General features: G+C 64.9%; 20 protein-coding genes. 17 read left to right on the forward strand and 3 right to left on the reverse strand.

The window, feature by feature from the left end; all coding sequences use genetic code 11:
* Positions 1–24: 24 nt before the first annotated feature.
* From NFR41_RS01350 to NFR41_RS01365, 4 genes are all read left to right on the forward strand, one after another.
* Positions 25–1,635: an FAD-dependent oxidoreductase gene (locus tag NFR41_RS01350; RefSeq protein ID WP_251230398.1), complete on the forward strand. Its 1,611-nt coding sequence runs from the start codon at positions 25–27 to the stop codon at positions 1,633–1,635.
* Between the two features lie 161 nt (positions 1,636–1,796).
* Positions 1,797–2,171, forward strand: coding sequence for a type II toxin-antitoxin system RelB/DinJ family antitoxin (locus NFR41_RS01355; RefSeq protein ID WP_251230399.1), 375 nt, complete (start codon positions 1,797–1,799; stop codon positions 2,169–2,171).
* Positions 2,164–2,436: a hypothetical protein gene (locus NFR41_RS01360; protein ID WP_251230400.1), complete on the forward strand. Its 273-nt coding sequence runs from the start codon at positions 2,164–2,166 to the stop codon at positions 2,434–2,436. Before NFR41_RS01355 ends, NFR41_RS01360 begins: the two co-directional genes overlap by 8 nt.
* 267 nt (positions 2,437–2,703) lie before the next feature.
* Positions 2,704–3,534: a YczE/YyaS/YitT family protein gene (locus tag NFR41_RS01365; protein ID WP_251230401.1), complete on the forward strand. Its 831-nt coding sequence runs from the start codon at positions 2,704–2,706 to the stop codon at positions 3,532–3,534.
* A 472-nt stretch (positions 3,535–4,006) separates the two neighbouring features.
* Here the strand turns inward: NFR41_RS01365 and NFR41_RS01370 are convergent, their stop codons facing one another.
* Together NFR41_RS01370 and NFR41_RS01375 are read right to left on the reverse strand one after the other, a co-directional pair.
* On the reverse strand, positions 4,007–5,560 hold the full coding sequence (locus NFR41_RS01370; RefSeq protein ID WP_251230402.1) for a response regulator transcription factor: 1,554 nt from the start codon (positions 5,558–5,560) through the stop codon (positions 4,007–4,009).
* 31 nt (positions 5,561–5,591) lie between these two features.
* Positions 5,592–6,227, reverse strand: a complete 636-nt coding sequence (locus tag NFR41_RS01375; RefSeq protein WP_251230403.1) for a hypothetical protein — start codon at positions 6,225–6,227, stop codon at positions 5,592–5,594.
* A gap of 372 nt (positions 6,228–6,599) precedes the next feature.
* On the opposite strand from NFR41_RS01375, the gene NFR41_RS01380 reads away from it, so the two are divergent.
* The 3 genes from NFR41_RS01380 (at position 6,600) to NFR41_RS01390 (ending at position 10,105) form a co-directional block, all read left to right on the forward strand.
* A complete protein-coding gene (locus NFR41_RS01380) occupies positions 6,600–8,228 on the forward strand; it encodes a molybdopterin-dependent oxidoreductase (protein WP_251230404.1) in 1,629 nt (542 codons plus the stop codon).
* 27 nt (positions 8,229–8,255) lie between these two features.
* Entirely contained in the window at positions 8,256–8,747 is a 492-nt protein-coding gene (locus tag NFR41_RS01385; RefSeq protein ID WP_251230405.1) for a hypothetical protein, read from the forward strand.
* 1,163 nt (positions 8,748–9,910) lie between these two features.
* Positions 9,911–10,105: a hypothetical protein gene (locus tag NFR41_RS01390; protein ID WP_251230406.1), complete on the forward strand. Its 195-nt coding sequence runs from the start codon at positions 9,911–9,913 to the stop codon at positions 10,103–10,105.
* Positions 10,106–10,257: 152 nt separating this feature from the next.
* On the opposite strand, the gene sdaAA is transcribed toward NFR41_RS01390, so the two are convergent.
* Positions 10,258–12,024 (reverse strand): L-serine ammonia-lyase, iron-sulfur-dependent, subunit alpha, encoded by a 1,767-nt coding sequence (gene sdaAA / locus NFR41_RS01395; protein WP_251230407.1) that lies wholly within the window; start codon positions 12,022–12,024, stop codon positions 10,258–10,260.
* 1,041 nt (positions 12,025–13,065) lie between these two features.
* On the opposite strand from sdaAA, the gene NFR41_RS01400 reads away from it, so the two are divergent.
* The 10 genes from NFR41_RS01400 (at position 13,066) to NFR41_RS01445 (ending at position 26,759) form a co-directional block, all read left to right on the forward strand.
* Positions 13,066–14,145: a Na/Pi cotransporter family protein gene (locus tag NFR41_RS01400; protein WP_251230408.1), complete on the forward strand. Its 1,080-nt coding sequence runs from the start codon at positions 13,066–13,068 to the stop codon at positions 14,143–14,145.
* A 116-nt stretch (positions 14,146–14,261) separates the two neighbouring features.
* On the forward strand, positions 14,262–15,092 hold the full coding sequence (locus NFR41_RS01405; RefSeq protein WP_251230409.1) for a response regulator transcription factor: 831 nt from the start codon (positions 14,262–14,264) through the stop codon (positions 15,090–15,092).
* Positions 15,089–15,856 (forward strand): sensor histidine kinase, encoded by a 768-nt coding sequence (locus tag NFR41_RS01410; protein WP_251230410.1) that lies wholly within the window; start codon positions 15,089–15,091, stop codon positions 15,854–15,856. Before NFR41_RS01405 ends, NFR41_RS01410 begins: the two co-directional genes overlap by 4 nt.
* Positions 15,838–16,029, forward strand: a complete 192-nt coding sequence (locus NFR41_RS01415) for a hypothetical protein (protein ID WP_251230411.1) — start codon at positions 15,838–15,840, stop codon at positions 16,027–16,029. Before NFR41_RS01410 ends, NFR41_RS01415 begins: the two co-directional genes overlap by 19 nt.
* 131 nt (positions 16,030–16,160) lie before the next feature.
* Positions 16,161–16,682, forward strand: coding sequence for an aminotransferase class V-fold PLP-dependent enzyme (locus NFR41_RS01420; RefSeq protein ID WP_251230412.1), 522 nt, complete (start codon positions 16,161–16,163; stop codon positions 16,680–16,682).
* Positions 16,679–17,179 (forward strand): iron-sulfur cluster assembly scaffold protein, encoded by a 501-nt coding sequence (locus tag NFR41_RS01425; protein WP_251230413.1) that lies wholly within the window; start codon positions 16,679–16,681, stop codon positions 17,177–17,179. Before NFR41_RS01420 ends, NFR41_RS01425 begins: the two co-directional genes overlap by 4 nt.
* 1,038 nt (positions 17,180–18,217) lie before the next feature.
* The gene (locus tag NFR41_RS01430; protein WP_251230414.1) at positions 18,218–18,367 is read left to right on the forward strand and encodes a hypothetical protein; all 150 of its coding nucleotides are present in this window, start codon (positions 18,218–18,220) and stop codon (positions 18,365–18,367) included.
* A 17-nt stretch (positions 18,368–18,384) separates the two neighbouring features.
* Entirely contained in the window at positions 18,385–24,840 is a 6,456-nt protein-coding gene (locus tag NFR41_RS01435; RefSeq protein WP_251230530.1) for a hypothetical protein, read from the forward strand.
* Positions 24,841–25,163: 323 nt separating this feature from the next.
* Positions 25,164–26,216, forward strand: a complete 1,053-nt coding sequence (gene nrfD / locus NFR41_RS01440) for an NrfD/PsrC family molybdoenzyme membrane anchor subunit (RefSeq protein WP_251230415.1) — start codon at positions 25,164–25,166, stop codon at positions 26,214–26,216.
* Positions 26,217–26,240: 24 nt separating this feature from the next.
* Positions 26,241–26,759 (forward strand): GntR family transcriptional regulator, encoded by a 519-nt coding sequence (locus tag NFR41_RS01445; RefSeq protein WP_251230416.1) that lies wholly within the window; start codon positions 26,241–26,243, stop codon positions 26,757–26,759.
* Positions 26,760–26,804: the final 45 nt, after the last annotated feature.

A 26,804-nucleotide genomic window follows, 5' to 3' on the forward strand; every position in this document is an offset into this window, starting at 1 on the left:
CACGGGGCGAAGGAAGGGAAGATTATGGCTAAGGAACTATCCCGTCGGGACTTTCTGCTCGGTTCAACTGCGCTCGGTATAGTCGCGGCATCTGCGGGTTCGGTCGGGCTTGTAACGCAGCGTGCCTATGCCGCCGACGGTGAAAATGAGGATGAGGACGTCTGGCGTATTGCCGACGGACTAGGCGAGCCGTCGGAAACGTACGAGTGCGACTTCGTCGTATGCGGGTCGGGAACGACAGGTCTATGCGCCGCGACTCGTGCAGCCGAACTGGGCGCCAGCGTTATATTGGTTGACGCTAACACCGAAAACGGCGTGGGCGGTAATTCCCGTTATGTTGAAAATATCGGCAATGTTGCCATGGGTACTGACAATGCGCTCGAGAACGTGGGCGTCGCCGACCATTACTACGATGGGCTGGCCAGTTACCATCGCTATGCGAGCAACACCATTATCACGCGGCGATTTGCCGACGACGGAGAGAAGGTGCGAGCCTGGACCACCGACTTCCAAGGCGTGACCTACAACGCCAGGGGCAAGTACGACGAGGGAGAGGATGGCATGTCCGGCGGCCGTGCCGCCGTCATGAAGATGTACAAGCTCGCTCAGGATCTGGGCGTTCGGTTTCTCTTCGACGCCCGTGCCTGCAAACTGCTCACCGACGACGCGGGGGCTGTGAACGGCGTGCTGTGCAAGGGGCGTGCGGGCAACGTCGTCCAGGTGAACGCCAAGGCCGTCGATTTGTGCACCGGAGGTTTCTCTGCCAACAAGGAGATGTTCGAGCGTTACACCAACGTGCCGTACGACTGCGTTATTCCTCGCGGTTCTATGGGGACCCAGCGCGGTGACGGGCTTGCCATGGGCTTGTCGCTTGGCGCGCTTCTGCATCATCCCGAAGCTGTGAGCTATTGCAGCTGGATTCTGCCAGGCCACTACAACAAGGGTGCTTTGACCATCTGCGGTACGAACCAGGCCGACGAGGTGTTTCTGAACCAGGAAGGCCGTCGTTTTTGCGATGAAAGCGTCATCAAGGACTGGACGCTTTCCGGAAATATCGGCTCACAGCAACAGCACGTGTTCGCTGTCATCGACCAGGCGTTCGTGGATAAGACCATGGCGGAAGGGGTGGTTACTCGACGGGCAAACTACTTCGAACCGGGCGAACCTGTTCCCCAGTTCCAGGAGGAGATCGACAAGGCGCTGGTTCGCGACAATCCGCGAGTGTTCAAAGCCGACACCATCGAAGAGCTTGGTCGGAAGCTGGGCATGGACCCCGAAGTGCTGAAGACCCAGATGGAAACCTATAACAGCTACTGCGACGAGGGGTATGACCACGACTTTCTGAAGGATCCTCAGTACCTGCGCAAAATGGACACGCCTCCCTTCTACGGCTTTCGATGTCTGCTCGCCTTTTATGGTAGCGTTGGAGGCCTGAAGGTTGACGAGTACGCGCGTGTCATCGGCTCGGACTTCAAGCCCATTCCAGGCCTGTATGCAGGAGGGTCGGATGCGGGTGGCTTGTTCGGCCCCTATTACGACGTCTCTTGTGCGCCGGGGTCCATGCAGCTATGGGCTCGCGTGTCGGGTTACTGGGCGGCGGACCATGCGATAAGCGAATATATTCCCAGCGTGTAGGCGTTTCGCACGGTGCGCAAACGCGTCTAAAGGAGAAGGGCTTCGAGGATTCTCGGAGCCCTTTTTGCTTGGGTAACGATTTCGAATACCCCTATGTTTTGCAAATACCATAATACCGTATTACAATTTCCTGCAAAAGCGTATGCGGGAGGGGGGCGGCCATGGCTTCTGCGGCAGGGGCGGCTGTCCGGGAAGCGGGGCGGGCGCGCGGCCAGCGCGACGATGCCATGGTGACCGCCCGGGTCGACCGGGGGTTGAAAAGCCGGGGCATGGCAGCGCTCAAAGAGCTTGGGTCTACGCCGACCGAGCTTGTGAACAGGGCGTTCGAATACGTTGCCGAAACGGGCGAGCTGCCCGCGCCCCCGTCTGCCACAGGTGGCGGCGCCGGCGTTCGTCGGGTCACGGCCGCTATGAGGCAGCGCATGGGGGAATTCGTCGAGGCGACCACGTTCGCCCTGCCCGAAGGGGCGCTGCACGGCGACTATCGAACACTCGTGGAAGAGGCTGTCCGTGAAAAGTATGAGAGTCTTGCTTGATACCAACGTGCTTATCGACTACTTCGGCCGACGGCAGCCGTATTTCGACGACTGCCTGCTGCTGTTCTACGCAGAGCGGGGAGGCGAGAAGCGCTTTATCGGCGGAATCGTGAACACGAGCGTTGACGAGGGAATCCTTGACGACGAAGGCCGCGTCGATTTCGGCAAGATGAGGCCGATCGTCTACAACTCCACCCGCCGTATATACCGCGTAGTGGGCGATGTGGTGGGTGGTGCCTGGGAGGCGGGCAAGCCGCTTCTGTAGATTCGTCGGGCGAGCCGGGCCCATGGGCCCATCAGCTTGTCGGGTTCGTTGGCCCGTCGGGCTACCGGCTTCAACGACGCGAAGCCACGACACGCTGCAAACGCCGCTCGTGCTGCGCAAGCGCCCTGCTGGCCCCGCAGCCGGCAGGGCGCTTTGCTCGCTGCCCGTTGGTTTTCTCGCACTAGCGGAAAAGAGCCCCTTCGGCCAAGGATTTCGGTGCTATACCAGATGGGTTGTATTTGCAAGGACCGAAGGGACGGTGAGAACATGACGGTACGGCCGGAGAATCGCGAGAACGAGATTCGGGTCAAGGGCAAGTCCATGGGGCGTGAGCGCTCCGGGGAGCAGCGTGCCGGTCGGGTTGCCGCCGCCTCCAAGTTCGGTGATATGCTCGAGCGCGTGACCGTCCTGTTCGAAGCGCCCTCCCTCGCCAGTCTGGCGGGACGTACGCTGCTTATGCTGGCGGGCATCGTGGTCATGGCGCTGGGCATCGACATCGTGGTGCGCGCGGGCCTTGGCAATTCGCCCATTTCCGCATGCCCCAACGTGTTGAGCCTGGCGTTTACCCAGGTGAGCTTCGGCGTGTTCATGCTGGTGTGGCAATGCGTGCTGGTGGCGGTGCAAATCGTCATCCTGCGGCGCGACTTTCGGGCCGTCGATTTGCTGCAAATCCCCATTTCGGTGCTGTTCGGCCTGTGCATCGACCTGTTCGTGCAGCTGCTGGGCCCGCTCGCTCCGGCTACCTACTGGCAGTCGTGCCTGTGGCTGGTGGCGGGCATGGCGGTGCTTGCCCTGGGCATCGTGATGACGGTGTTGTCGCGCACGGTCATGAACTGCGGCGAGGCGGTGGTGCAGGCGGTGTCGCGCAAGACGGGCATCCGTTTCGGCACGGTGAAGGTGGGTTTCGACTGCACGTGCGCCGCCTTGGCCATTATCTGCGCCTTCGCCTTCACAGGGCACTTGGCCGGCGTTCGCGAGGGCACTCTTGTATGCGCGGCGTTCACCGGGGTCATCGTGAACGTGTACATGGCCGCCATTCGGAAGGTGCAAGCACTGCTGAGCGACGACCCCGAGCCCCAACCCGCCGAAGAGGCCTAGCCGAGAGCAACCCTCAACCTCGACTCCGCATCTCGCTTGTCATTGCGCCCCAGCCACCGATGTAACGGAAGACGGTTGTGGCAAGCCGGCTGCGCCCGATGTAACGGAAGACGGTTGTGGCAAGCCGAATCCTGCCATAAGCGTCTTCCGTTACAAGAAATCGTACATAAACGTCTTCCGTTACAGCGTTTTCTGCCATAAACGTTTTCCGTTACATGGGGACAACCGAATCTTGCCACAACCGTCTTCTGTTACGCGAAATCGTACATAACCGTCGTTCGTTGCACCCGGGGCGGGGCGAATGCCGGGCTGCCGCTTGTTGCATCCGCTCGTATGCGAGGCGGCGGCCCGGGGTCTGGGCGCGCTCGTTCGGTACCGTCGATGCACCGCAGCCAGTCCGCCACCGTTCAAATGCCATCCAGCATGCGAAAGCGGCGTCGCGCGCCTGGCGTCATCTACCAATAGGGGGAGTCTAGCGCTTGGAAGCGCGCTTGACCTGGTCGAACAGCCGATAGACGTCGGACTGGGAATGGGCGCCTATCTTGGCGTAGAGGTTGCGAACGTGGGTGCGCACGGTGTTCTTCGACACCACCAGGGCGTCGGCGATTTGGTCGAGCGTCTGCTTGCGCACCAGGTGCTCGAGTATTTCCGTCTCTTTTGCCGTGAGGCGGTACTCGTCGGCGATGGCCTGGCAGGTCCTCGTCAGCAGCTGGTCATGGCGTCCCCGCGGCGTGAGCTCGATGCGCCGGCCCCACACCTTGCCGGCCGACTTGTCGTTGCCCAACCAGCATGATGCGGCGATCAGGCACAGGAACAGCAGCAGCGTGATCCCCAGCACCGTGGTCGGGTCCATCACGGCGGTCTGGGTGCTCATGCCCAGCACGCTGCCAGCGAACATGCCCACGTACATGACGATGTGGGTGACAGCGAACACGTGGCGTGCGTTCACGTCGGTGATAGCGCAGATGGAGAACATCTCGACATAGGAGGCCAGCAGATAGAAACGGTAGGCCGTCTGCCCCATGATCACGGCCAGGAACAGCAGGTCAAAGGGAAGTATTCCTGTGAGGGCCGCGGCGGCTACCAGCAACGGGAAGGCGATTTGGCGGATGCGCACCCAATAGTCGGACGTGTTGCCCGTGCGTACGAAGGAGGCGTAGAACAGTGCGAAGGCCGCGGTGCTGGCCAGCAGGTACGAACAATTGGTTTGAAGCCCCGGCGCCGCCAGGTTGCCCTCCCACAGGCGCAGGACCCCGATGACGAAGTAGTACAACATGACGTGGACGATGAACTGCCATGGAAGGAAGCGTTTGGGTTGCGGGGTGGGGGCATCCTCCAGCGCGGTCTGGCGTGAGGGGGACGGGGGCTCCTGGCTCGGGGCGGCGGTACGTTCGGCAAGGTCGACGGTGACGGCGTAGGTTCCCACCAGGACAAGCTCGGCGACTAGCGAGAGCACCGCCCAGGCGAATCCCATCTCGAAAGGAAGCATGATCAGGTTCTGCACGATGCGGCACAGCGACACCAGCAGGAACACGGCCAAGGCGGTATGCAGGGAGAATCCCACGAGCACAAGGCACGCGTTCAGGAACAGGACGGTCACCACGGAGCATGCGATTGCGCGAAGCACGGCGGAAGCCATGGCGGCGTCGGACGCGCTACAGGCGAAGCAGCCGACGAGCGAGAGCGCCAGGAGAGCGGAGCAGATCAGAGCCGTGCGCTTGGAAGGCGCCGAAGCGGTCGGGCGGTCCGCCGGAGCGCGGTCGGGGTGCAGCCGAGCGCCGAAGAGCACCACCAGCGACCCGATGATGCCCCCGCCGCATTGGGACGCCAGAGTGAGCAGACGCAGTTCCGTGGTAGCTTCGCCGTTGGGAAGCTGGTTTGCGTCGACGAAGGCGATCCCGCCGCTGCCCTGGATGAAGAACCAGACCATCACCAGGCAAATCATCTGAACGCCGCAGTAGCGGATGCGGCGGTCGGCACCCTGGGGAACCACTAAAGCGAATATCTGTCGTAGCTGGTTGAGCAACGGCCCCTCCCCGCAATGCTCGATGGAGCTTCTATTCTACAACACGGGCGAGCGCACCCGTTTCCGCGCTCACGGACCAGACGGCCATGGCTGCCTGGTCGCTGGGCATATCGCTTTCCGGGCTGTCGAAAGAAAACTCGAAGTACCAGTTCATCGGCTCGTCGACGTAGGTGTAGGCTTCGGCGCCGGTATCCGCTTCCTCCGAGTACAGTATGAGGTAGGCGTAGAGCTCGGCCGGCTGGCCCATGGCGCTATCGGCTGCTGCGCTGCTGGCCGTTTCGTAGGCTGCCGCAGCATCAACCTTGATGGCGTCCGCAGCGGGAACGCGCTCCCACTCGGCGAACTTCATGGTGCATTTTCCCAGTTCGGACACGCTTATCACGTCTCCGGTGAAGGCGATGTAGTAGCGCAGCTCCTTCTGCGACGCGAACAGGTAGTCCCAGGCTGCGGCTTCCCCCGGCCGGATGGCATGGGAGGTGCGCAAGGCGAAGAGGGCGGCGTCGGGCGCTGTTTCCTGGGCTTTCGCCAGCGCCTGCTGGTAGGTCTGCCCGAGCGCGTCCCCTACGGTGAAGCTTGCGGGATCGAAGCGGGGATTTTGGGCTGCGGGAGAGGTGGCGTCTGCTCCGGTCGCATTGCCGCCGGTATTGCCGTCTTCCGCGTCTTCCACCCGATTGGAGCTTGGCGAGCAGCCGCTCATGCTCCCCGGAAGTGCACAGGACAGTGCGGCAGCCGTTGTTGCGGCCATGAAGCCTCGACGCGAAATCAGTGCGTGCATCTTCCCTCCGATTCCCCGATGCGCCAACTGTTTAATTCTAGGAAGAACGGTCGTTTTTCCCATCGTCTTTTCAGGATGAAACGGCTCTGTTCTGCGAAAAAGGGAGCGAGGGTGCGATTTCATCCCTGCAAGACGAACCGCGCATTTTGACAAGCTTCTAGCATCGGGGATGCGCGGTTTCGTGCCCGGGGAGAAGAAAGGGGATGCGCGCTAGGTGGCGCGATTCGCGCGAAAGCTGCAAGAGAGAAGAGAGAAGGAGGGGACATGCGATCCACATCGAAGGGAAAGAAGCTCGCTTTGGCGGTTTCCGCCGCCCTGGTCGTCTTCGCGCTGGGCGTGTGCGGCTGCGCGTCGAACACCCCGCAGAAGGCGGCCGACGCCGACGCTGACATCAAGGCTGCTGCGACCGAGCCGGCTGCCGACGAGCAGAAGGACGAGCCCGCGGCGCCAGAGGCCAAGGACGATGCCGCCGACAAGACGGCCGTCGGAGGCATGATCATGGGGTCGTTCTTCGACAAAGACGCCGGCGACCTGCTGGAGGACAACTACACCAACCGCGAGCTCGTGAATGCGGGCAACCGCGGCTGCAACGCCTGCCATGAGGACCTGGCCGATGTTATGGGCGATTCCACCCGCCCGGCCCTGCATGCCATCGTGGAAATCGGCTACGGCATGAAGATGACCTACAAGGACTGCGCTACGTGCCATGGCCTGGCCGGCGGCTTCTACTCGCCGTACCTGGGCGATCTGCTGCACGGCGCCCACTACGGCAACCAGATGTTCGTCGAAACCTACAACGGCAACTGCTGGAGCTGCCATGCGGTGGCTTACCAGGCCGACGGCAGCTGGGATCTGGAGATGTTCGACGACGTGGTGCACGAGCCCACCCTGGGCGGTTACAAGGACGCCGTCACCAATCCGAAGTCGCGCGAGTGGGTGCGCGACCACGGCCACGGATCCGACTACCTCAACGGCACCCGCACCGAGGCCGAACCTGACATGACGGTGGAGCTTGACCAGCGCATCACCGACGCCAAGGACCTGTTCGTGGTGTACAACTATCCGCCCGATCAGCTGGACATGAAGGCCATCACCGACCAGAACAACACCTTCACCCTGCGCGGCGTGGCCGAGGAGAAGAGCTACACCGTTGAGGATCTGAAGAAGATGCCCCAGACCACCGTCGCCGCAGCTCACGAGTGCGTGACCAACGGCCAGGGCGGCTCCATGGTGGGCAACTTCGAGTACACCGGCGTGTCCATCACCGATCTGGTGGAGGACTGCGGCGGCCTGCTGGAAGGCATGAACCAAGCCAACATCCTCTGCTACGACAACTGGCAGTTCGCCCACAACGCGCTGCCGCTGGACATCTATATGAAGGACGCCATCATCGCCTACGAGCTCAACGGCGAGCCGCTGGTGCAGGAGAACGGCGCCCCCATGCTGCTGGTGCTGCCGGGCATGCCGGCCGGCGCCTGGGGCAAGTTCATCCAGGAAGTGCAGTTTTCCCATGCCGACGAGCCTACCAACATCCTCACCTACGCCACGTCTTCACCGGCTTACGCGGGCCTTATGAACTACATCAACGCTGGCTGGCTGGTTGACGACGGTGTGGAAGTGAAGCTGGGCGAGACCGTGGAGCTGCCGGGCTTCGCATGGGGCTGGACCGACGTGCGCGCCCCGCTGGGCCAGATTCAGTTCTCCACCGACGGCGGTGTGACCTGGATGGACTACGACATCGACGAGAGCTACGACCCGAACCAATGCGTGCAGTTCACCGTGAAGTGGACGCCGAAGGAAGCCGGCACCTACGTGATCAAGGTGAACGCCACCAACACCGACGGCGAGACCATGGTGCATCCCATCGGTTTGTTCGTGAAGGTCAACGCGTAAGCGCGCATCCGCGAAAGGAGGATTGACATGAAGACTTCCCAAGCCAAACTGTTCGGATCCGTGGCGAGCTCGGTTCTGCTGCTGGGCGCCGGCGCTGCGGTTGCCGCTCCGGCTGTGAATGCGGTGGTCGCCGACGACGCCGTGGCCTATGCGGCTCCGGTTGATGCCGCCGCGGCTCCCGCCAAGGCCGGCATTGCCAACGTGAAGGGCGATTTCGGCTACACCCAGAAGGCCGTGACGTCCACCGCCGACATTGCCGGCGTGTTCTCCAAGGCCGCTGCCGTGCTCTGCACCGGCTTGCCGGACTACGCCGTAGCCGCCGCCGGTCAGCCGCTCGCCATCACCGGCGGCACGCAGCTGACTGCGACCGTGGCCGACCTGCAGGCCGACGAAGCCGCCCAGTCCGTGCTCATGGCCTGCGCCTGCGCTTCCAACCCGGTCGGCGGCGGTGCCGTAGCCAACGCCGACGTGTCCGGCGTGACCATCGCTACCGTCGCGGCCCTGGTGCAAGCGCTGTAGCGACGGCCGAGGGGCTGTAGGCGTATTGATAGCTGCGGTCGTTGCAAGGCTTCGGCCCTGCTAAGCCGGCTGCTTAAAGGGCTGCGGGCGGCTCGGTGGCCGCGGTCGCCGAAAGGGCTGCGGGTGGCCCGGTGGCTGCGATTTCCGAAAGGGCTTCGACCCCATTGAGGCAAGCGGCGGGGATCTCCGATGAGGTCCCCGCCGCTGTTGTTGGGTCTTCTCCCAAAAGGTCGCGAGCGGTTTAGCGATTCCGGCCGCTGCAAGGAGGCATCGACTCCGCCGAGCCAGACCCGGCCCTTCCAGGGTTCTTGCCGCTGTTGTCGGGGTGGACAGTTGCAAATTGGCTGAAAACTCCGGTTTTGCATGAAGTGAAGATGCATAAACGGAAAAATCAGTCATCTGGCCATGTAAAACCGGAGTTTTCAGCCATTGCCGATGCAAAAGCGGAATTATCAGCCAAAAAAGAATCGGCGTCGCAGCTTCGGGAATTGGGGGAGGCCTGTGTAACGGGTGTCGGGGGCATGCGCAAGGGGGGATGCGGAAGGACTTGCGCAGGACATGCGCAAGGGGGGGCGCGCAGGACTTGCGCAGGGCATGCGCAGGGGGGCGGGACGCGGGGGGACTTGCGCAGGGGGGATGCGGAAGGACTTGCGCGGGGCATGCGCAAGGGGGCGAGATACGGAGGGGCTTGCACAGGGCATGCGCAAGGGGCGGAAGCCCTGCGCAGGGCGCGCAAGAAAGACGCAAGAGGGAACGCGGGGCCTGCGCAATCGGAACGCAAGGAGAGGGACGTTTGGAAAGTTGTGGCCCCTGCATGCGCCGGGGGCATCGGGCGACCGAGGCATGCAGCTTCTTCCGAAAGGCTTAAGGAATACCGAACGAAAGCGTAAGGTGGTGTAAGCCGAATCGATGGATGGGTGCGGGCGGCTTCGGTAGGATGGGGTTGCTGGAAGGGCAAGGCGGCAACTCGGCGGTCGAACGTTCGTCTCTCCTGGTACGACTGCGGCGCAGATCGCGTATCCCTCGCTTTGCCCGACCGGCGCTACTTCGCCCGAACGTCCGGACCGACCGGCGCCGCCGCGACCGCGTGGTCGGTTGCGGCTGCGGTTGCCGAGTCGGCTGGTCGGCGGGCGCTCAGGTAAGATCAGCCGGAAGGAGCCACCATGAAATTCCCCGTACCCCTTGTTGCCGCTGCCGTTCTGATTGGCGCCGTCGTGTTCGTAGGTCGTCAGCTCCCGAAGGTATCCTACGCGTCGAAGGTGCCCCAGGCCACGGCGGGCCATCGCGGGTCGAAGGGACCTTCGGCCCGGCAGGTTGCCGAGCAGGCCGCACAGGCCCAAGCGCAATCGCAGGCCTAATCGGCTGGCGAGCAACCGCCGTTGCAGGCGCCAGCCGACTCGCACAGCCGGCGAGCAGCTGCGGCCGTACGAGCCACTCAGCTCGTGCAGCTAGCGAGCGGCCGCAACCGCTCGCGCCCGTCGGCTCGCCCAGCTGGCAAGGGGGCGCCTGCCTACTCTACTTCCTCGGGGATGCGCTCGACAGCCAGGGGGTTGCTGTTTTCGCCGCTCTCGCTGTCGCTGCCCCCATCGCAAGCGCTCACGCTGAGGCCGCCCACGCCGCAGCCCCCGCACAGGGCGCAGCCGGTGGGCGTGGCCGCCAAGCCGCCCAGGGCGCTTTCGCGCAGCTCGAAGGGGAGGGCGCGGCCCACGGCGTACAGGGCGTCAACGGTCTCGTCGAACCCGACCGCGCTGCCGGTGCCGGCCAAAGCTAGCTGGGCCGCGGTGAGCGCATTGGCCGCCCCGGTGGCGTTGCGCTTCTGGCAAGGGGCCTCTACCAGGCCGCCGATCGGATCGCACACCAGGCCCAACAGCCCGGCGATGGCGATAGCCGCCGCGTCCAGGCACTGTTGCGGCGTGCCGCCCATAAGCTCCACGGCCGCACTGGCCGCCATGGCCGAGGCTGCGCCCACTTCCGCTTGGCATCCGCCCTCGGCGCCGGCCACCGTGGCGTTGCGCATGACCAGCATGCCTATAGCCCCGGCGTTGGCGAGCCCGCGGGTTAGGCGTTCGTCGGACAGCCCGAACACGTCCTGCAGCGCCATGAGCACGGCCGGCACCACCCCTGCCGACCCGGCCGTCGGCGCCGCCACGATGCGCCCCATGGAGGCGTTGGTCTCAAGCACCGCCTGGGAATAGGCGATAGCCCTGGTGAGCAGCCCGTCTCCCAGTGCCCTCTTCGATTCCATCGCATCCCACAGCTTCGCCGCCTCGCCGCCAATGAGCCCGCCCATGGACCGCACCGGGTGCGCGAACGGATCGGTGGCCGAGGCCTTCATCACCTGCAGCGCCTCGTTCAGGTAGCGGCGCGTGTCGTCCACGGCGATGTCCTGCGAGGCCAGCATCGCCCGCTCGCGGCGGCAGACGGCGTCCGACAGCGGGATGCCCTCGCGTTGCGCGTAGGACAAAAGCTGGGCGCCGGTGGCGAAGTCCATGGTTTCGAACAGGCTGGCGGCTTCCTCTGCGGAAAGCTCCGAGCCGAACCCCGTGGGCGTGAGGCCTTCTTCGCGCGCTTCTTCGTCAGTCATGGGGGCGGACGTGGCGCCGAAGCGGTTGCTGGGCACGATGCGCACGCTCAGGATCTTCGGGTTTGCGGACAGCATCTGCTCGATGGCCGGCGGGATGGGGTCGTCGGTTTCCATGACGGTGTAGGCCACGTCGCCTTTCCGCTCGCGGAACAGCTTGGTGGTGGCAATGTTCACGTCCATCTCGGCCACGCACCGCGCAATGAAGGCCAGCACGCCGCGCACGTCGCGCTGCTTCACCACCAGCGAGTGGTATTCGCCCGTGAGCAGCACTTCCACGCCGTTGATCGACCGGATTTGGGCCGCCCCGCCGCCGATGGACTCGCCGCGCACCTGGGTGACGGCTCCGCTGGCATCGCGCACTGCTATGTCCACGGTGTTGGGATGGTCGGTGTGAGTGGCGCTGTCGGGCACGAACGAGAAGCCAAGCCCGGCCGCCTCCGCTAGGGCGAAGGAGTCGCGAATGCGCAGGTCGTCGGTGGCAAGGCCCAGCATGCCTGCAACCAGGGCGCGGTCGGTGCCGTGGCCGCGGTAGGTTTGGGCGAAGCTGCCGTACAGCGTGAACGTCGCCTCCACCGGCTCGGCTGCAAGCAGCCGTCGCGCCATAAGCGCGATACGCAGCGCGCCAGCCGTATGGGAGCTGGAAGGCCCCACCATAATGGGGCCGATCACATCACGAAGTCCGAAACTGCGCATGGTCCGTCCTTTCGGTTCTGCGGCCGGTTCGACCGCGGGGAAAGCACCCGCCGCTCGATGACGGAGGTGCCGGCCTATCGACTGCGGTTCCCGTAGCCTTCGATAGTGGCAGTATATCCGAGGTGCATACCCGTTTGTTCGCCGCTCGATCGAAGATGGACAAGTGTTAGACAAAGCTGTCCATGCGGGCAAGAGTGCGGAAGGTTGCTGGCTCTTTTGCACGCCTTTTCGCATAGGGCTTATCGATGGAAGTACGCAAAAGGAACACCTTCGGCTGCGCGGTCTCCGGCCGGCACGGCGTCAGAAGCGCGGAGCTGGAAGGCCGTCAAGCAGGGCGCCTCTCGCGCCTTTCGCGCACGAAGTCGATGAAATCCTGAACTACGGGGCGGCAGTTCGCGCTGTAGGCGAAGCTGTGGTGGTAGTGGGACGCGGGAAGGAACGGCAGCGTGCGAAGGCTTTGGAACAGATGCGCCTGGTCCTGGGCGAGCCGGACTCACGCATGCCCGCCGGCTCCGTCAAGGATTCGCGGCGGAGCCTCCGGGGAAGCCCGCATAATCGTCAGCTTCGTCAATTAATCTTAATGAAACTGCCGATTTTGTATGATGTTTGCCTTGGTTAACCGGGGGCGAGGCGGGCTGCCGGGGTCGAGGGCGGGGAAGGGGCCGCAGGGGGGGGGAGGGGCCGCAGAGGGAAGGAGGCGACGGCGGGAGGTCGGAGAGGTGGGACGGGTAGATTTTACTTTCCCTTTACGTGCGGCTTACTCTGAGCGCTCATGGGCTTCGTAAGCTGTGCGCCAGCACGAGAAGGGGGCAGGCGCGGCTTCGGCTAACGCGAGTCGCAGGCGCCCGCCGAACGCGAGCCGCAGGCGCCCGCAGACCGCAAGCTGCCAGCGAGTGCCGAATGCAAGCTACCAGCGAGCGCAGACCGCAAGCTGTAAGCGCGGACGATTTCGGCCCGAAGCGCGTCCTTGGCTCCATGTGCCGCCGCCCATGCGACCTGCGAATGGCGGCAACGACGACAACTGCCGCAAGGAGGCGTTGCATGCACGAGTTTCTGCAGATAGGAATGGGCCTTCTGGGAGGCCTGGCCGTTTTCCTCTACGGTATGAACCTCATGAGCGGAAGCCTTCAGGAGGCGGCGGGCGACCGGATGCGCTCCATCCTGGCCGCCATGACGAAGAACCCGCTGGTGGGTGTGCTGGCGGGCGCGGTGGCCACGGCGGTGCTGCAAAGCTCCAGCGCCACCACGGTGATGACCATCGGCTTCGTGAGCGCGCGTCTGATGAGCCTTCGCCAGGCCATCCCCATCATCATGGGCGCCAACATCGGCACCACCATCACCGCGCAGCTGCTGGCGTTCAAATTGTCCGATTACGTGCTGGCCATCGTGTTCGCGGGCTTCATCTTTATGAGCCTGGCGAAGACCGAGCGCCGCAAGCTGGCGGGCAAGGCGCTGTTCGGCTTCGGGCTGCTGTTCCTAGGAATCGACACCATGGGGGGCGTTATGAAGCCGCTGGCCGACAATGCCCTGTTTACCGATGCGATCGCCCAGGTAACGGGCGTGCCGGTGCTGGGTATTTTGGTAGGTACGCTCATGACTGTGGTGGTGCAAAGTTCAAGCGCTACCATCGCCGTGCTGCAGAACCTGGCGTCGGTGCCGGGCGCCGACGGCGGCAGCCTTATCGGGCTTGAGGGTGCCGTGCCCGTCCTGCTGGGCGACAACCTGGGCACCACCGTCACGGCGCTGTTGGCAGCCATCGGCCAGTCGCGCGACGCCAAGCGCGTGGCCCTTTCGCACTGCGTCTTCAATCTGTCGGGATGCCTGCTGTTCGTGTGGCTGGTAGGTCCCTTTGCCGCCGTGGTGGCCGCCATCCCGCCTGCCGGCCCCGAGGTGCAGGTCATCGCGCGGCAGATCGCCAACGCGCATACCCTGTTCAACGTGGCGATGACTGCGTTGTGGCTGCCCTGCGTGCCGGTGATGGCGAAGATCGTCATGGCGCTGCTGCCCGACCACCCGCGTCGCCCCCGCCGTCTTCGCCGGACGCACCTTGCGCCCGAGGAATCGCCGGCTGCTGCGGCTGTTCCCACCGCGGCGACTGCTTCCGACAGTGCGGCAGCCTAAGGATGCGGTCATTGGCGGTTGGCGTGCCCTTGGGCGTCGGCGTTTCAACGGTTGGGTGAAACGGGGAAGAGCGGGCCGCCAGGTGCTCTAGAATAGGCCGCGAAGGAAGGAGCCCCATGGAGGAATCGCCGCTCATATACTATGTGGAGGACGACGAGCACGTCCGCGACCTAACGTCCTACGCCCTGCGCCAGGCTGGCTTTCAGGTGCACGCCCTTCCGGAAGCGCGGAAGCGCGACTTCGTGGCCGAGTGCGCGAAGGCCCAGCCGGCGGCGGTGCTGCTGGACATCATGCTGCCCGGCGACGACGGGATGGAGCTGCTGCGAGCGCTGCGAGCAAGCGACGCCACGGAGGCGATCCCCGTGCTGATGCTGACGGCCAAGGGCACCGAGTTCGACAAGGTGGTTGGCCTGGACGCCGGCGCCGACGACTACCTGTCCAAGCCTTATGGCATGATGGAGCTCATCTCGCGGGTGAACGCCCTGGTAAGACGGGCGTCACGCCCTGCGCACGTGTCGGGGAAGGCCGCCGGCGCTGCTGGTGCCCCAGGCGCTGCCGGTACCGCACGTGCAGCCAGCGCGCTAGGAGCTGCAAGCGCTGCCACCAACACCGCCGCAAGCGCGCCCGACTTAGACGACGTGCTGCAGGCGGGCGATATCGAGCTATCCCCGCTGGCGCGCACCGCAGAGGTGGGCGGCGTGGAGCTTTCCCTTACGCGCAAGGAGTTCGACCTGCTGCGCTTCCTCATGGAAAACCGCGGCCGCGTGCTCACCCGCGAGCAGTTGCTGGAAGCGGTGTGGGGTATCAGCTTCGTCGGCGAGACGCGCACGGTGGACATGCACGTAAAGACGCTGCGCAAGAAGTTGGCGCAGGCGCGTCCCGGCGCCGAAGGGGCCATTGTGACGGTACGTGGCTCGGGTTACCGTCTGCGGAAGGGCGACCGATGAGTGCCTCGCGAACGCGCAATGAAGAGCTGGCCAGGGCCGAGAAGATGCGGCGCGACTTTACGGCCAACGTGTCCCACGAGATGAAGACGCCCCTGCAGGTGATCTCCGGCTACGCTGAGCTGATGGCCAACGGCCTGGTGCCGCCTGAAGACGTGCCGCGGTTCGCCAAGCTCATCTACGACGAATCCCAGGCCATGCGGGCGCTCATCGACGATGTGCTGGTGCTCTCGCGCTTAGACGAGGTCGCCCCCGACGCCGAAGACGCCGCCGACGTGGACCTGTCGGCGGCGGCGGAGCATGTGGCCCAGCGACTGGCGAAACCGGCGCGGGACGCAGGGGTGCGGCTGCGGGTGCAGCTTGAGCCCGTCCTGGTGCGCGGGAACGAGACGCTGCTGGAGCAGATGATCTACAACCTGGTGGAAAACGGCATCCGCTACAATCGCGAAGACGGCTTGGTGATCGTGGAAACCTCCGAAGAGCGGGCCGCCGACAACGCGCAGGTGGCGATCGTGCGGGTGAGCGACACGGGCGCGGGCATTCCGCCGGACAAGCGCGACAAGGTGTTCGAGCGCTTCTACCGGCTGGAGAAGAGCCGCTCGAAAGAGACCGGTGGCACGGGGTTGGGCCTGGCCATCGTGAAGCACGCGGCCCTCTACCACGGCGGCGACGTAACCGTGGAAAGCCAGGAAGACAAAGGCACCTGCTTCACCGTGCGCCTGCCCGTCGCATCTCCATCGAACGGCTCATGCGGGAGCTCGGGCTGACCATCCGCCACGATCTCATTGTCATGGCGCGCTGCCTCTCTCTTACCGACGCGTTCTGGATGAAGCGGGCCGACGAGGCGATCACCTGGGACGACGTCTTCCTGTACCGCAACCCCTTCGACGACGCGATTGCGCGCACCGCCTTCGACGGCATGGGCGCGTGTCTGGTGTAGCTCGGCGATTCCCCGTACTGCCCCGGTACCCCTTGCAGGTACCCCTTTTCGGTGTGGGGAACGCATTTTCCTGGTCGTAGAGTTTTCCCAGAGGTAATTCTGCGAAACGCACGGCGGGAAAGGGGCGGCTTGTGGGCACATACGATGCGCGGTCGATTCGCGGGCAGTTCCCGCTTCTGCGCGACTATCCGCAGCTGTCGTATCTGGACAGTGCCGCCACCTCCCAGGTGCCGGATTGCGTGCTGGAGGCGGGCACGCCCAACATCGCCGGCGCCGTGGGATTCGCCCGAGCCTGCGACTTCCTGGCGTCCCTCGACCGCGAGGCGTTGCAGGTTCATACGCGCGAGCTGTGCAACCAGGTGATCGACTTGGTGTCGTCCCTCCGCGGGGCGCGCATCCTGGGCCCGCAGGAGCCAGGCTCCCACGACGCGCTGGTGTCGTTTGTCCTGGACGGCGTGCACCCCCACGATTTGGCGGATGCCTTGGGCGAGCGCGGCGTGGCGGTGCGCGCCGGAAGCCATTGCGCCATGCCCATCCACCAGGAACTGGGCGTGCCGGCCAGCCTGCGCGTGAGCTTCGGGGCCTATTCCACCGAAGGTGACGTCGAACGGCTCGCAGGCGCGCTGCTGGAATGCTGGGAGGAACTGCGATGAACGACGCCGTTATGCAGCTGCACCGAAATCCGCAGCACAAGGGCTTCCTTTACGAAGGATGCGTTGGGCCGCACCTGGCGCTGGCCTGCGGTCAGGCGGCCAACCCCCTGTGTGGCGATTCGGTGCGCTTCCATGTGCTGCTTGAGGCTGTTCAGGCGCAAGCGGGTGCGAGCGCGGCGCCATTCCCGTTGCGAGAGCGGTCGGCTGCCGGTTCGGCCGCGAGGGCGGGGGAGGTGTCAAGCGCGCGTTCCAACAGCGTTACTCCCGCCGCCGTGGCGGCTTCGGGTTCTGGTGCGTCGTCGCAGGCCGTCGCTGCGAGCGCCTTCCCGCCCGATGCTTCGCCGTTGGCTGTCTCGCGCTGCGACGGGCTGCCGCCAGCCGTCGTCGCAGCTGCCGCCGGAGTTCCCCCGTTTGCAGGATTCGACTCCATCGCCGTTGAGGCCCCCCTGCTTGCGGAATTCAACCCCATCGCCGCCAGAGCTTCCCCGTTTGCGTAATTCGGCCCCGTTGTCGTTGCCCCCCTGCTTGCGTAATTCGGCCCCGTTGTCGTTGCCCCCCCCCCTGCTTGCGGAATTCGGCCACATTTCCGTGACGGCTTTCGTTTCGGCGGGGAAAGGCAGCAGCAGCTTCGGGCGTCCCATACGCCGCGAGGCGCCCGCGGCCAGCACGCATACCCCTATGCCTGCCGCAGGAGCCCCAGAAACTGCGCGCCCCTGCGCTCGCATCTGTGCGTGTGCGGGGGCGTGCATTCCCCTGGCGGCGTTTGCAGGCACCGCCTTGCTTGCTCGGGCGTCGTTTCCGAGGCAGCTATCGCGGAAGCCCCTTCAGGCGAGGTTGCTAGAGCATCGCTTCGCACCGCCTCGCCCATCCTTTCCCGTGCCCTGCCGTCTGCCTGCTGTGTTGCCCATACCATACCGCCGCGAAACCGAAGAGGGCATACCCCGAAAGAGGTATTCGGAAAGCCCACCGTCCCGCCCGGCGCTGCTCTGCGCGCCCCCCGCCCCCCGCCCTGCACGTTCCGACGGCTGTCGCGTCATCAGACTCCGGCGCTTCTGCGAGCCCCCACTGCCTTCGCGCCTCATCACAGCTGCTCGATGTAACCGAAGACGTTTATGGCAATCGAAACCTGCCATAAACGTCTTCCGTTACAGAAAATCGTACATAACCGTCATCGGTTACAGTGTTTTCTGCCATAAACGTCGTTCGTTACACGGGCGATAGCTGGAGCGCGCCATAAACGTCTCCCGTTACATCGGAGGCCCGCGAAGCGCCACAACCGTCACCGGTTGCATCGTTTCCCGTCCGAATGCAGGCAACGCCTCGGCGCCGGAACGTGAAGGTGACATGACAGTTTCCTTAAGGTAACGGTTCGGCGAAACGAAATCGTTGCTGCAAGCCATCCGAATGGCTATTATGAGACTGGGTGAGAAGCGCGCACGATCATGTTCGGAATATATCCTGCCTGGTCATGGTTCTTCTCTCTTGAGAGGCAAACGCCGGTTTTCGCAAGGGACCGGTGGGGGATAGGAGTTGCAATGAGGAAGTCTACTGCTCGTATTAAGGTAGTGAACAGCCTGCTGGCGTGCGCGCTGGTACTGGGGCTGATGCCGTCGCTGGGATCGGTTGCCTACGGCGATCCAGCTGAAAATCTCATGGGGGGGGGTCGCCTGAAAGCGGTTTGCTAGGGGCGGTTTCTGACCTCATGATACCCGAAGCGCAGGATGAGCCCGCCGGCGACCCTGCGTCGGAGGATGACGCTGCCCCCGATAACGCCGGCAACCCCGAAGGCCCCGTTTCGGCCGCCGACCCCAACTCCGAAGGCGCCGAAGCGAACGCTCCCACCCCTGTTTCCGAAGGTGACGATTCCCCCGACGCCGCCTCCGATCCCAACGCCGACGAAGCTGACGACGCCGACGACTCGGCGATCGAGCCCAAATCCTTGGCCACCTTCGACGCTGGCGACGGCTTCACCGACTGCGGCGGCCTGTCCATCAAGAGCGCCGACGGCTCCACGGACGGCTTCGGCTACGAAGAGGTCATCTGGACGCGTATCGGCCGCGGCTACACCGAGAACTGGTATAGCGACAATGGCCGCAATCCCGAAATCCCCCGTACCAATCCGGTTACCGCCACCCTCAACATGCTGGTCATCAAGAAGAGCGGCACGTACACCATCAAGAACACCACGGACGCGGCCACGGGCACCGGCATCCGCGTCATGCCCGGCTTGAACGTGAACCTGGTGTTCGCCGGTGTGAACATCAACGGCGGCTACCCCATGGAAATCGTCACCAACAGCCACGTGTCCTCCGCCTACGACTACCTGACCGAAGAGGTGGAGGGCTCCGACGTGGCGAATCCCACGCGCGTGCACATCACCCTGGCCGACGGTACCACGAACAACCTGACCTCGCTCTACAACAGCATCGCTCACAGCTCGGGCAGCAACCAGAACTACAACGAGTACCAGTTCCCCGGCCTGCGCTGCGGCGAGGGGTCGTACCTGACCATCGACGACGCGGTGCTCAACGTGGACACGGCGGGCAACCACATCACGCCCGTTGACGGCGCCATCCCCGACGGCACCACCTACGTGGACCGCACCGGCACCGTGCGCACCGCCGACTCCACCAAGAAGAAGGAAAGCGAGCGCTTCAGCAGCCTGTCGAACTTGGAGTCCTCCAATCCCGGCGTGCTGAACGTGTACGGCGGCGTGCGCTCGGCCTCTATCGGCGGCGGCCCGCTTGAGAACTCCGGCGTCATGACCTTCGACGGCGGCACCATCAACACCTATGCCGCGGCCTTCAATGGTAACGGCGCCGGCTGCGGCATCGGCGGCGGCCATGCGGGCGGCAGCACCCAGACTACCATCAACGGCGGCGTCATCTACGCACGGTCGTCCTTCCACGGCGCGGCTATCGGCGGCGGATGCACCTACGTCGGCGGCATGTCGTCCTACCTCACCTTCCCCCTGGCCGACGCGCTGCTCTCCCGCAACGCCAACTCCACCATCGCCGGCGACATCACCATCAACGGCGGCTTCACCACGGCCCAGGGCGACGAGCACTCCAATGCCTTCGGTCAGGGTTGCGGTGGCTCCAATACCGGCAAGACCATCCTCATCACCGGCGGCACTCTGTATCCTCTTTGGGGTGGTGGCGGCGGCTTTCTGGAAATCGGTGGCGATGGCGGCAAGGTCATCATCACCGGCGGCTCCATCAACTGCACGCGCTTCCAGGGCAATGACAACGACGGCAAGGCCTACGGCGGCAAGACCGATGAGAACGGCAACTACCTGTTCGACAGCACCAACAAGGTGGCCATGATCAACGTGAAGGTGGGCCCGAAGATTGAGTCCATGGTCAAGCAGCTCATGCGCGACAAGCTGGGCGACGCCTACGACGAGAGCACCATTGCCTCCAATCCGGAGTACCAGAAGCTGCTGGCCGAGGGCATGAACGCCAAGATCGAGTCCTGGGAGTTCAAGATTAACGACATGCCCATGGAGCCCTACTACGGCGCCCCGGCCCGTTTGCAGAACGGCATCCTGTACCTGTGGCTGCCCGAGGGCACCTACGGCCGCGACAAGGTGGACGCGAACTTCAGCTACTACGTGGGCGACCAGCTGCTCACCTCTTACACCAACGTGCCGGCGAACCCCGACTCCGCCGACGGTACCATCAAGGAATGGGAGGTCTTCGAGCTGGACGAGGCCTTCATCGAGGCCAACTGGTCCAAGTACTACGACGGCGTCTCCCTTGATTCCGCGGGTATTCTGGGCTCGGGCGGCATCTCGGTGAACAACCCGCCCAGCGGCAAGCTGACCGATGCGAACAAGCTGACCTTCGGCGCTCAGAAGATGGACGAGCTGGGCAACGGCACGGCGGCTTCCACCAGCTCTTCGAAGATGCCGGCCGATTCGGGCATGTACAACGTAGAGGTCATGTCCTCGCAGTACGCTTCCGACAGCGCCTTCGCCGTGACCTATTGGGGGCACCGCGCCTATGGTACCGCCACGGTGTCGCCCATCTCGTCGCGCTCCGTGACCGAGGTTCCCGAAGAGCTGGGTCGCGTGGTGGGCGACGACACCTACACCAGCCCCGTGTGGCTGCAGGACGAGGCTCCCGAAGGGGCCGACTTCAACACGGCGCTGCAGAACCACATGTTCGTTCCCGTGGACGTGACCAGCTACAAGGTGCCCTTCGGAGACACCTACAAGGACGGCACCGACACGGCGAAGGCCTCGTGCGTGGTTCCCCAAGGCCGCATCACGCTGTACCTGGACGGCGTGCAGATTCCCGCGCGCCTGGGCGGCGTGATTGACTATCGCCTGAGCTATGATGACACCGGCAAGCCGGTTATGGGCGATAACGGTTCGCAAGCTACTACCAACAGCGACGTGGTCACCTATGTCGACGACGACGGTCGCATGCACGCGGTGGCCTACTTCGACCTGAACGAGAAGAAGATCAACGAGCTGTTCCGCTCGGCGGACTACCGTGCGAACAACACCTTCGACAAGAAGGTTGCCGAGGCTGGCCCCGACGACCCCGCGCCGCTGCACGAGGTGCATGCGGTGTACACGTCGGCCGTGCGCGACAACCTGATCGACCGCGACGATGTCGACCAGGCCGTGGAAGGCTACAGCCTGGAAGCGCCGCAGGATGAGGAGCCGGCGGCGGAGGAGCAGGCCGCAGACGACGCGGCCGATGCGACGGTGGGTGCGCTGGCGGCAGGCGGCGAGCTTGATCCGGCGGCCTTCGGAGCCCTGGTGGCGCAGAAGGTGTTGCTGTTCGCCGAGGGCGCCGACGACGAGACCGGCAGCCTGATCGCGAAGGAAGCCACCTCGGCCGGCATCGACGGCGTGGCTCCCCGATGGTCCGATTCCGGCTACGAGAACTACTACGAGTCCACCACGCCCGTGACTTTCGTGGACATCGCCATGGTTGATCCCACGGGCACCCTGTACAACGAAATGGGCCAGCCCCAGGAGAACCCTGACGGCACCAATTCCTACGATCGCGTGGCCTACGACCCGGCGCTGCCGGTGGATGCGTCCAACATGCCCTCTATCGACGACAAGTACAAGGCCAGCTACGTGGTGGAAAAGCCCGTCGAGGGCGGCACGGAGAAGGAAGTGGTCTGTGAGGAGTACAAGTTCTACCACGTGACCGATTTCCGCGATTCGGAGACCTCCCGGGCGTCTACTCCTGACTGGTTCCCCGTTTACCTGACTACGAACTCCCTGGGCGACGTGACCTTCACAAGCTCCGATCCTGCTGCCGTCACCTTCGACCCCGCCACGGTGACCAACCGCGAGTACGAGGACGGCACGGTGGAGTACGGCATTGGCGCGCGGGCTCATGTGAACTCGGCAGGTAAGGTGACGCTCAAGGCTCGGGTGGCTCCTAACGGTGCCTACAACGGGCTGGAGCGCAGCTTCACGCTGTACATCTACCCCGACCTGTCGAAGAAGCCGGTGCTGGACATGAAGGAGACGGCTTACGACACCAGCCGCTCCGACGGCACCATCCGCCCCGGCGACGTGCTGGCCTACACTGCCACGCTCACGAACACCACGCCCGACTCGGCGCTGTTCCGCGGCAAGATGCAGATGCAACTGCCCGACACCCTGGAAGTGGGCCGCGTATTCTATACCGATCCCAACGGAGCGGAGCGCGAGCTTGACCCCAGCGAGTACACGGTGACCACCGATCCCGCCACCGGTGTGTCCACCATCGAGTTCACGTCCACCGAGGTGCTCTACGGCTTGGGCCAGATGAGCCTGACGGTGGAGGCTGCGGTGAAGGCCGATGTTGCCTGGCGCGCCCTGACCGACCCTGATTCGGTGAGCTTCCATTCCACCACCACGGGCAGCGGCGTGTACGGTATCGGCGACAGCGACTTCGACTGGGATACCCGTTACGACTACGTGGACGGCACGCCCACCGACGAGGCCAGCGCCGAATGCGACCCCACGCTTCCACCCGAGCGTGAGCCCGAACAGCCCAAGCCGCCCTATACTCCCGACGAGCTTGAGGAGATTCTCGGCGGTGGCCTGGTGGACCCCGAGCCCGGCACGCCCGACGACCCGGAGCCCGGTCCCGGCGTACTGGTGGGCGGCACTGACCCGGTGCCCGGTTCGCCCTTCGACCAGGCGGTGGAGGACAGCGACTATACCGACGACCCCAAGCCGAACCCCATTGTGCCGGGCGACCGTATCATCAAGTTCGGCGAGAAGGACGACCCCGAGACCCCCGATGACATCGCCGAGGAGCTGAAGCGCATCATCGACAAGGTGGTGGAGGAGAACAAGGGCAAGCCCGAGGACGAGCGCCAGACCACGGTTGACATCCCGGTGACTATCCTGACGCCCAACCCCGACGACCCGGACGGCGAGCCGGTGGAGAAGCACGTGATCATCACGGTGCCCGTGCCCGATACCCCCGACGACCCCGACAACCCGGACAACCCGGACGACCCCGACAATCCCGACAATCCCGACAACCCGGACAACCCGGATAACCCGGACAACCCGGATAACCCGGACAACCCCGACAACCCGGACGATCCGGGCAACCCGGACGACCCGAAGAACCCCCACGATCCCGACCGCGACGACCACGGTTTGACGGTGCTGCCGAACGACCCGGTGGTTCCCGACCCCGGCAACCCGGACGACCCCGACGACCCGGACACCCCGGCGAAAAGCGACATCGTGGTGACCAAGGAGCTTCGCAACGTTACGCCCGGGTTCGCTGACCGCGGCAACACCTACGCGCTGGTGGGTGATACGCTGGAGTACACCATTGTGGCCAAGAACCTGAAGGAGGGCACGGCGTGGCTTGCGGCCCAGGTGTACGACCCGCTGCCCCAGGGCGTGGCCTACGTGCCCGGTTCGGCGGTCATCACCGATCAGTTCGGCAAGCAGCATGCGGTGAAGGCCGAAGACGAGCTTCACGGCGAAGGCGGCAAGCTGGGCTTCAACCTGGGCGACATCTACGGCGGCAAGCAGGCCAGCGTCACGTTCAAGGTGACGGTCACGGCCGATGCGGTGGCCGACGGCGCCCCGGTGCCGTCCAACGTGGCCTACGGCCAGGGCACGAAGCCTTCCGACACCGTCGTGTATCCGGAGGGAACCGACCCCGACACCTTCGATCCCACCACCGACCTGCCTATCGAGATCCAGCTTCCCGACCCCACGCCGGGCACGTTCGACCCGGGCAGCGAGGACGAGAAGGACAAGTGGGAGGAAGAGGATCCGGACAACCCCGGTACCACCAAGCCCAAGGACCTGCTGCCCACCGACCCGGCCAAGCCCGACGGCACGAGCCACACCGATCCCGACCACGGGAAGTTCTCCACGGTCAAGGACGCCACGGTGGTGACCGAGCACGAGGGTGCGCCCGAGGGCACTGTGTACGTGGGCGACGTGGTGGCCTATACCATCACGTTCGCGAATCACGACGAGCCGTGGACCGCGTGGTACAACGTGACCCTGTACGACAAGCTGCCCAAGGGCCTGGCACCGGTGGCGGGCTCCTTCGCGCTGAAGGCTCCCGGCGCCGAGGACGCCCAGCCGCTTGACGACTCGGTCTACAACGCGCAAAGCGGGGACATCTCGGTGTATGTGGGGCGCGTGTTGGGCGGTCAGGAAGCGGTGCTCACGTTCCAGTGCACCGTCACTGACGAGGCTGTGGGCTCCGACATCGGCAACACAGCGGCTGTGTACGGCACCGACCCGTCGAAGACCGAGCCCTCGGTGCTGGATGGTACGCCGGGTGCCACTCCCGGGGTGGGTGACCGCTACGCCCCCGAAGAGGGCTGGGAGAGCTTTGTGGAGGACAACGGCTCCGACTCGGCGAACTTCTCGTCGGTGAGCTATCCCGATAGCGAAGGCCCCGTGGACGTGGTCGACCCGAACGGCGATTCGAACCGCAAGCCCACACCGCTGCCTTCCGGTGACGGCAACGGTAACGGCGACGGTAACGGCAGCGGCGGCCCGGGCGGCTCGTCGGCGGCCACGGGTGACAGCCTGCCCGTGACGGCGCTTGCGGGCCTGGCGTTCGCGGCCTTCGTGGTGCTGGCGACCGCCCTGTGGCGCCGCCGGGTAGACGCCCTCAGGGAGCAGGCGCCGCGCGGCAAGCACGTGCGGTAAGGAGGCCTGCCGGCGGGCGCGGCTGACAGAAGCGTTCGGCGGCCGCTGATAGCGGGGCGATTTCAAGCCCAACGTAACCAGGGGCACGGCAACAAGTCGCGCCCCTTTCATTTGCCGCGCGCGGGGTGCGACTGCCGTTTCGCCGGGGCAGGGCGAACGCCTGGACTTCGCCGTGCATTTGCTTGGCTCTTGTTGGGTCGCGTCGTCTGCAGGTGCGTTATACTGTGTCCTAGGACAATTTTGCGAATCGGGGCGGACAAGGCGTCTCGGCGCAACGCTCGCGCACAGCGAGCAGGGGCTTCGTCGTCGGCCAAGGGGGAGGCGTGTTCGGCAGTCTGGTCATCGCATACCTGTTTCTAGGAGGCGCCGGCGCAGGTGCCTGCCTGGTGGGCGCGGTGGTGTCGCTGCTGTGCCCGAAAGAGCTGGTGGCTGCCCGCATGCCGGCGGGTGGCGCCCGTCGATCCCTGCGCTTGACGGCTCCGCAGGCCTACAAGCGCCTGATCGGCTCCCTCGGCATCGCCGGCGTCCTGTTTCTTGCCGTGGGGGCGGTGTGCCTGCTGGCGGACGTCGGCGGCGTGGTCAACGCTGAGCCGCTGGTGGTCAGCGCGCGCATCACCTATATATCCGTCGGCGCCGTCGCGCTGGCGGCATGCTTGCTGCTCGCCGTGGCTCAGACGATGCTCTGGACGGGGGTGCCCCGCCTTGCAAGCTTGGGGGCGGTGCGCGCTGTTGCCTGGATGCTCGCTGCGGTCGCCTGCGCCGTCGCGGTTTACACGGCGCTGCTGCTGAGCGCCATGCGCGCCGTTCCCTTGTGGAATAGCGGCTGGCTGGCGGTGCTGTTCGTGCTGTCGTCCCTGTCGTGCGGAATAGCCCTGGCGCGTTTGGCCCTGCTCGCCAGCGGGTCGAGCGAGCCCTTTGCCGTGCTGTTCCATCGCTTGGCGCAAGCCGATGCTGCGGTGCTGGTAGCCGAGGTTGCGGCGTTGGGCTTGTTCCTGGCAGCCGTCGGGTTTTGGGGCCAGAGCGGTGCCGGCCCCTGGCCCCAGGGAAGCGGCACCCATGCCGCGCTGGCGTCTTCGGTCGAGCAGCTGACGCGAGGACCTCAGGCGCAGCTTCTCTGGGGCGGCTTCGTTGGCTGCGGCATCGCCTTGCCGCTGGGCCTTAGCCTTGCCCGGCTGGTCCTGGGTTCTGCGCGCCGCCGCGGGCGCGCCTCTTCGGAGGGCCGCTTCGAGCCGTCGTGCCGAACGGGTCGCGATGCGCTTGCAAGTGCATCGGTGGCGCTGGTGGAATCTGCTTCCGTGCTGGTCGGCGGGGCAGCGTTGAGGTTCGCAATCGTTCATGCGGCGGTGCATCCGGTGCTTGCCCTTGCGCTGGGCTGAGGAAAAGGAAGGAAAGAGCAGCTTATGTTTCCGTTTCAGGTTGACGAGTCCTCCGACGTGCCGCTGTGGGTGCAGCTGCGCAACCGCGTGGCCTACCTCATTACCAGCGGGTACTTCAAGCCGGGCGACCAGCTGCCCACGGTGCGCGGCCTGGCTTCCGACATCTCCATCAACTACAACACCGTGAACAAGGCCTACTTGAGTCTGGTGTCCGACGGTTACTTGGAGTCTACGCGCGGTCGCGGCGTGTTCGTGCGCGACCTGGCGGCGGACATCGACCAGGAGGCTACCCAGAAAGTGGGTGCCATCCTGGACGACTGCGTGGCGGCCTGCCGCGACCTGGGCATGGACCTCGACGACATCCAGAAGTGCATGACGGCGAAGATTCTGCAGGTCAAGCAAGCGGAAGGACTCGTGCAGCCGGATGCCGAGGATGGGGCGACGGAGCCCTCTCGCGGGCGAATCATTACTATCGCCATCAAGCCGGGACGCGCTGCTCGCTTCGGGACGGACGAGGCCCGCGCGCAGGCGGCGGGGGCCTAGGCGTTTCAGCGTCCGACGGGGGAGACGGGTAACGAGAGGCAAGAG

This window comes from Adlercreutzia aquisgranensis (genome assembly GCF_943193145.1).
GTDB classification, from domain to species: Bacteria; Actinomycetota; Coriobacteriia; order Coriobacteriales; family Eggerthellaceae; genus Xiamenia; species Xiamenia aquisgranensis.